This window comes from Bacillus sp. GMs2/2 (genome assembly GCF_050172095.1).
GTDB lineage: Bacteria > Bacillota > Bacilli > Bacillales > Bacillaceae_G > Bacillus_A > Bacillus_A cereus.
Genome location: NZ_JBNLYE010000272.1, coordinates 1 through 5,639, shown reverse-complemented (window position 1 = coordinate 5,639; position 5,639 = coordinate 1). Strand labels below are relative to the sequence as shown.

Here is a 5,639-nt window from a genome sequence, read left to right as displayed (position 1 = left end):
ATGTCCTATATTAGAAAGATGAGCAAAATAATAATAGTTGTTTTGACAATTTTTATTGTCGTAATGACAATTATAATTGACAAAAAGAACTTTGTTATTTACAATTTTAACTAAATAGAACAAATGATGGATTCATGACGATGTTTACATATAAGAGGATGAAGTGCGGTGCTATATTTTGTCTTGAATAAACATAGTCTTTGAAAGAGAGTACGAATGATACTAAAGGGGAGGCTTTATACTTGAGTTTACAAATTCAAAACTTAACGAAACAATTTGGGGAATCAAAAGCAGTTAACGGTTTGCAAATTTCGTTACCAAAAGGTGAAGTACTAGGGTTACTTGGACGAAATGGTGCAGGGAAAACAACAACAATCAAAATGCTTCTCGGATTATTAACGCCTAATGAAGGTTCGATTACATGGGATGGAAAAGCATTTGGAAATAGTGGTGTAACAATTGGGTATTTACCAGAAGAAAGAGGTTTATATACAAAAAGTAGAGTAATAGATCAGCTGCGATATTTTGGTAGATTAGAAGGAATGTCGAAGAAAGAAGTGGATCACGCTATTGATCACTGGTTAGAGCGTTTAGCGATACCAGAATATAAATTTAAAACGGCTGGAGAGCTTTCAAAAGGGAATCAGCAAAAAATCCAATTAATTGCTGCTCTTCTTCATAATCCGGAACTTCTCATTTTAGATGAACCATTCAGCGGCCTCGATCCAGTTAATGCTGGGATGTTAGCTAGTATTATTGAAGAACAAGTACAGAGCGGAAAGACGATTATTTTATCAAGTCATCGTATGGAACAAGTAGAGGCTTTTTGCCAACATGTATGTATTTTGAAAAAAGGTGAAGCAGTCGTAAAAGGACAGCTAAGTGATATTAAGAAAGAATACGGTTTCCGTAATTTAACGATTGAAGATACAGTAGAGAATGAAAAGGGATTAGAAGCTATACATGTATCGTATGAAAAACAACAAGGCCTTCTTTATGTGAAAGTACAAGACGATGCGGAAGCTCTCAAGATTTTGCAACAGTTGCAAGAGCAAGGTGTTAGCTTACGACAATTCAAAATGTTAGAGCCGACGTTAAACGAAATCTTTGTAGAGAGGGCGAAATAACGATGCGTAAATTTTCTCACGTATTTTCATTTTATTTTAGGGAAGCATTTTTATCTAAAAAATCATTAATTACGAGTGCGATTTTATTTTTAGTTGTGTTTGGGATTTTTGCATTTAATCATTTTACTTCAGGCGATGATAAAAATAAGGATAAAGATAAAATTGCAGTTGTAGTAGAGAGTTCCACATATAAAGTACAAAAAGATGAGCTAAATAAGCTATTGCCATCAGCAAAAATAACAATTGGTTCAAAGGATGATTTTGATAAACTGCATAAGCAAGTAGAAGAAGGCGATTTAGATGGTCTATTCCATGTGACGGAAAAGGATGGGGCTCCATCGATTACATATATGTATAATGGATTTCCAAGCCAAGCAACTTCTGCAATTATGGCAGGATATTTAAAGCAACAATATACGATGGTGACGATTGCCAAAAATAATGTTTCAACAGAAATTGCACAGCAATTACAAACAGAAATTCAAGTAAAGCAAGAAGCGATAAAAGATCGTACATCTTCTTTCGGAATTGCCTATTTCTTTACATTTGCTTTATATATGTTTATTGTAGCGTTCGGAAATACAATCGCAATGAATATTGCATCTGAAAAGGCGTCACGTGTAATGGAAGTAATGCTTCCGAAAGTGAAGCCTCTTACGATGATGTATGCGAAAATTTTAGCGGTTGTTTCAACGGCGTTATTGCAACTTGTCATATTGGCGTGTGGTTATCTTATTCCATATTTGTTAGGTTGGGTCGATTTAGAAAGTGCCTCACTATTTGGTATTCCAATTGACTTTACGAAATTAGATGCAAAGGTTATCAGCATGTTTCTTGTTTATTTCATTACGGGATATTTACTTTATGCGATGATGTATGCTGCTGCTGGAGCTGTCGTGTCTAAGGCGGAGGATTTACAAGCTGTATCTTTCCCGGTAATGATTTTAATTATGGCTGCATTCTTTATTAGTATTAAATCATTAAGTGATCCGAATAGTACTATCGTCGTTGTAAGTTCTTACGTTCCATTTTTTACACCGATGGTTACCTTCTCACGTATTGTAGCTGGTGAAGCAGGTATGCTAGAAATTACGATAACATTAGCAGTCTTATTGGCGACAATTGCGGTATTAAATGCTGTTACAAGCCGCATTTACGTAAACGGCGTAATGAATTACTCAGATAAAGTGAAATTTAAAGATTTAGCGAAATTTATAAAGCGTCAATAATGAGAGAAAAGCATGATTTCCTATTGAAATCATGCTTTTTCTTTATGTATAAATTAAAAATAGTATATAATGATAAGAGTCGTCTTTTAATAGAATGAATAAAAAGGAGGGTGTGCAGATGGGGATTAGTAGTCGTTTTACAGTAGGTGTTCATATGCTGACATTACTTGCGATAGATCGAAACTCTCGCTGTACCTCTGAATGGATTGCCGGTAGTGTGAATACAAATCCAGTTGTGATTCGTCGCATTACAGGAATGTTGAAGAGAGCAGGACTTGTTGATGTACAAGCTGGTAAAGGTGGTACGACACTTGCTCGAGATTTAGAAGAAATTACATTACTTGATGTATATAAAGCAGTGGAAGTTGTAGAAGAAGGACAGCTATTTTCCTTCCATGAAAATCCCAACATTGAATGTCCAGTAGGAGCTAATATTCAATCAGTATTAGAAATTATTTTAATGCAAGCGCAAGAAGCGATGGAAAACGTACTTGCAAATGTAACGGTAGATCAATTAGTTACAAATTTAAAGTCTAAAATGAAAGAATAAAAAAAGCGAGCTTCCTCATAATGAGGGCTCGCCTTTTTTTATTCAGAAATATTGAAAATTCTATTTTTCAGTATTTAAAATGAATTTACCTACGATAGCTGCGAAGATACCACCAAGAATTGGTGCTACGATGAATACCCATAGTTGAGAAAGTGCTTCTCCACCAACAAATAAAGCTGGTGCGATACTACGAGCTGGGTTAACAGATGTTCCAGTTAACGGAATTCCTAATAAGTGAATTAAAACTAATGTGAAACCAATTACTAGTCCAGCTAAAGAAGAACTTCCTTTTTTACCTGTTACAGCAACGATAACTAAAATAAATACGAAAGTTAAAATGAACTCAACTAAAAATGCTCCAGATAAACCAAGAGTTCCGAAACCATTTTGTCCTAAATTATCTAAAGGTGTTTTAGCAGATTTTAAAATTGTTACTAACGTTGCAGTTCCTAATAAACCACCTAAAATTTGAGCTAATACATAATAACAAAGTTCCATAGCGTTCATTCGTTTGTTGATGAACATAGCTACTGATACTGCTGGGTTAATGTGACATCCAGAAATTGTTCCGATGCTATATGCCATAGCTACAATAGATAGACCGAAAGCCATAGCGATTCCTAATGTTCCAATTCCTTCAATTCCGCCGCCAGTGACAGCTACTCCAGTTCCGAATAATACAAGTACAAATGTACCAATAAATTCAGCGATTGCTTTTTTTAACATAATTTACCTCCTATTAATGCGCATGAAACGTATTATAACATAAGTTTTAGTATAAGCAGCCAATGAAATACTATTCTGATAAGGCGAAATAGGGGGACAATAAAAAAGAGTATGGTTCATCTCTATAGAACCATACCCTTTTTTTATGCTGATTTTTTCTGTTTAACGACTGGAACAGAACGGTTTAAAATACTATTTGCAACCATTCCTAACATGATAATAATCATTCCGATGAGAGAAAGTCCTCCAGGGAGTAAACCATTTAAGAAAATGATTTCTCCAAGTACGGTAAAGACCATCGTTCCAGCTTGTGTTGCTTCAACAGCTCCAAGTAGAGCGAGGTTATCTTTTGCTAAGTCAGTAGCAAAGAAAAATGTCATCGTTGCAATAACGCCGGAACATAATGCTAACAAAAATCCTTGAAGTATTTGGTTGGATGTTGGAATGCCAGTAGTAGAAAATCCGTATATACCAAGCAAGATTGTTATAGGAAGACTTCCAATTGCCATTCCTAATACACGTTGGAACGTATCAAGGCGTCCACCAACAAGCTCCATCATTTTTCGGTTACCGAACGGATATAAGAAAGCGGCTAATACGACAGGTAAAAAACCTGAAATGAACTGAGTCATTGTAATATGGCCTGCGGCAGTTGCTTGCATACAAATTACACCAAGTAAAATAAATAATGCAACATATAAGCTACGAAGTGGAATTTTTCCACGTACAAGTTTCGTACCTGATTTTGTTTCTATTTTCACGAAAAATAGTGGTGATAGTAGTAAACCAGCTAAAATCGTAACTTGCCAAGTTCCAGCAACGAGCCAAGCTGGAGAAAAGACAGCTGCGAAACTTAATAAAGAATAAAAACCAATACCGGCAACAGAACCCCATCCAATCCATGCCAATGGATGTTTTTTTAACTCTTCCCATAATCCCCTAAAGTTTTTGCGAAATAAAACGATAAGGAATAAAATAGGAAGAGCAAATAAAAAACGGAAGGAAGCTGTCCAAGCCCAGCTCGTTCCAGATACATTCATTGCTCTATTAATAATAAAGGTTGCAGAAAAAAAGGCCGATGATAAAAGACCTAATAAAATTGCGCGCATGAAGTATAACACTCCTTTCGAAAATAAATAATTATGTATATTATGATATACTTTTAATTATTAGAAGTAAACTATTTTATACTTTAAGGTGGTTTTATATATGAAAGAAAATGAAGATATGCAAACGAAAGAAGTCATTCAACAAGTTGGGCAGTTATTGAGACAAATTCGAAATGAACAGAAATTAAGTTTAGAAGAATTAGCTCATAAAACAGGAGTTAGTAAATTAACATTAGGAAAGATCGAAAGAGGGGAAACAAATCCGACACTAGCTGTCATTTGGAAAATAACGAAAGGGTTATCAATTCCTTTATCCAGATTAATGGTTGTTGGAGAACCTGTAGCTGTTGCGCGCTGTGGAGAAGGATTTGCAGTAGATGAAGGACAAGCGTGGCATTTAGAAACGATGTTCCGTTATACGAAAGAAACAGGGATGGAAATGCACCGTGCTTGTTTACGATCAAATAGTATATATGAGCCAGAAGCTCATCATGAAGGTGCGATTGAGCTTGTAACGGTAATGAAAGGGAAAGTGTCTATTCAAGTGGAGAATGATGTATACGAATTAAATGAGTTTGATTCCATTCAATTTGAAGCGAATAAGAAGCATATTTATAAAAATGAAGAAGAAGAAGTGGCGGTATTACATTTAACGATGAAATATTCTTCATGAAAAAATCACCTATAGGCTTCTATAGGTGATTTGCTCTTCTTAAGTATGTGAAATGATGCCGTTAGTACGAACGGGGCATAAGTAATAAACAAATGAAATAAACTAAAAATCCTGTCCCAAAACATAAAACAGCAATAACCCAAATGATACGAATAAGAGTAGAGCTAATATCAAAATATTCTCCTAAACCACCACATATACCAAATAGCATTTTATCAGTTTCGG

The 5,639-nt window shown here is 35.1% G+C and carries 7 protein-coding genes; 4 read left to right on the top strand and 3 right to left on the bottom strand.

Annotated elements, in window-relative coordinates; genetic code table 11:
* Nucleotides 1-242 precede the first annotated feature (242 nt).
* From ACQGS6_RS22115 to ACQGS6_RS22105, 3 genes are all read left to right on the top strand, one after another.
* A complete protein-coding gene (locus tag ACQGS6_RS22115) occupies nt 243-1,127 on the top strand; it encodes an ABC transporter ATP-binding protein (protein WP_000058117.1) in 885 nt (294 codons plus the stop codon).
* Nucleotides 1,128-1,129: 2 nt separating this feature from the next.
* Nucleotides 1,130-2,356, top strand: a complete 1,227-nt coding sequence (locus tag ACQGS6_RS22110; RefSeq protein ID WP_426965614.1) for an ABC transporter permease — start codon at nt 1,130-1,132, stop codon at nt 2,354-2,356.
* Between the two features lie 118 nt (nt 2,357-2,474).
* Complete coding sequence (locus ACQGS6_RS22105; RefSeq protein WP_000512998.1) at nt 2,475-2,906, top strand: Rrf2 family transcriptional regulator; 432 nt, start codon at nt 2,475-2,477, stop codon at nt 2,904-2,906.
* Between the two features lie 60 nt (nt 2,907-2,966).
* Here ACQGS6_RS22105 and ACQGS6_RS22100 read toward each other — a convergent pair whose 3' ends face one another.
* Entirely contained in the window at nt 2,967-3,632 is a 666-nt protein-coding gene (locus tag ACQGS6_RS22100) for an aquaporin (RefSeq protein ID WP_000913213.1), read from the bottom strand.
* Nucleotides 3,633-3,775: 143 nt separating this feature from the next.
* Nucleotides 3,776-4,741 carry a DMT family transporter gene (locus tag ACQGS6_RS22095; RefSeq protein ID WP_001201626.1) on the bottom strand — a complete coding sequence of 322 codons (966 nt, stop codon included), beginning with the start codon at nt 4,739-4,741 and terminating at the stop codon, nt 3,776-3,778.
* Between the two features lie 100 nt (nt 4,742-4,841).
* Between ACQGS6_RS22095 and ACQGS6_RS22090 the strand changes: the two genes are divergently transcribed.
* Nucleotides 4,842-5,414: a helix-turn-helix domain-containing protein gene (locus ACQGS6_RS22090; RefSeq protein ID WP_000661924.1), complete on the top strand. Its 573-nt coding sequence runs from the start codon at nt 4,842-4,844 to the stop codon at nt 5,412-5,414.
* A 61-nt stretch (nt 5,415-5,475) separates the two neighbouring features.
* On the opposite strand, the gene ACQGS6_RS22085 is transcribed toward ACQGS6_RS22090, so the two are convergent.
* Nucleotides 5,476-5,639, bottom strand: a 164-nt coding sequence (locus ACQGS6_RS22085; RefSeq protein WP_426965615.1) for a PspC domain-containing protein, incomplete at its 5' end; no start/stop codon positions are given.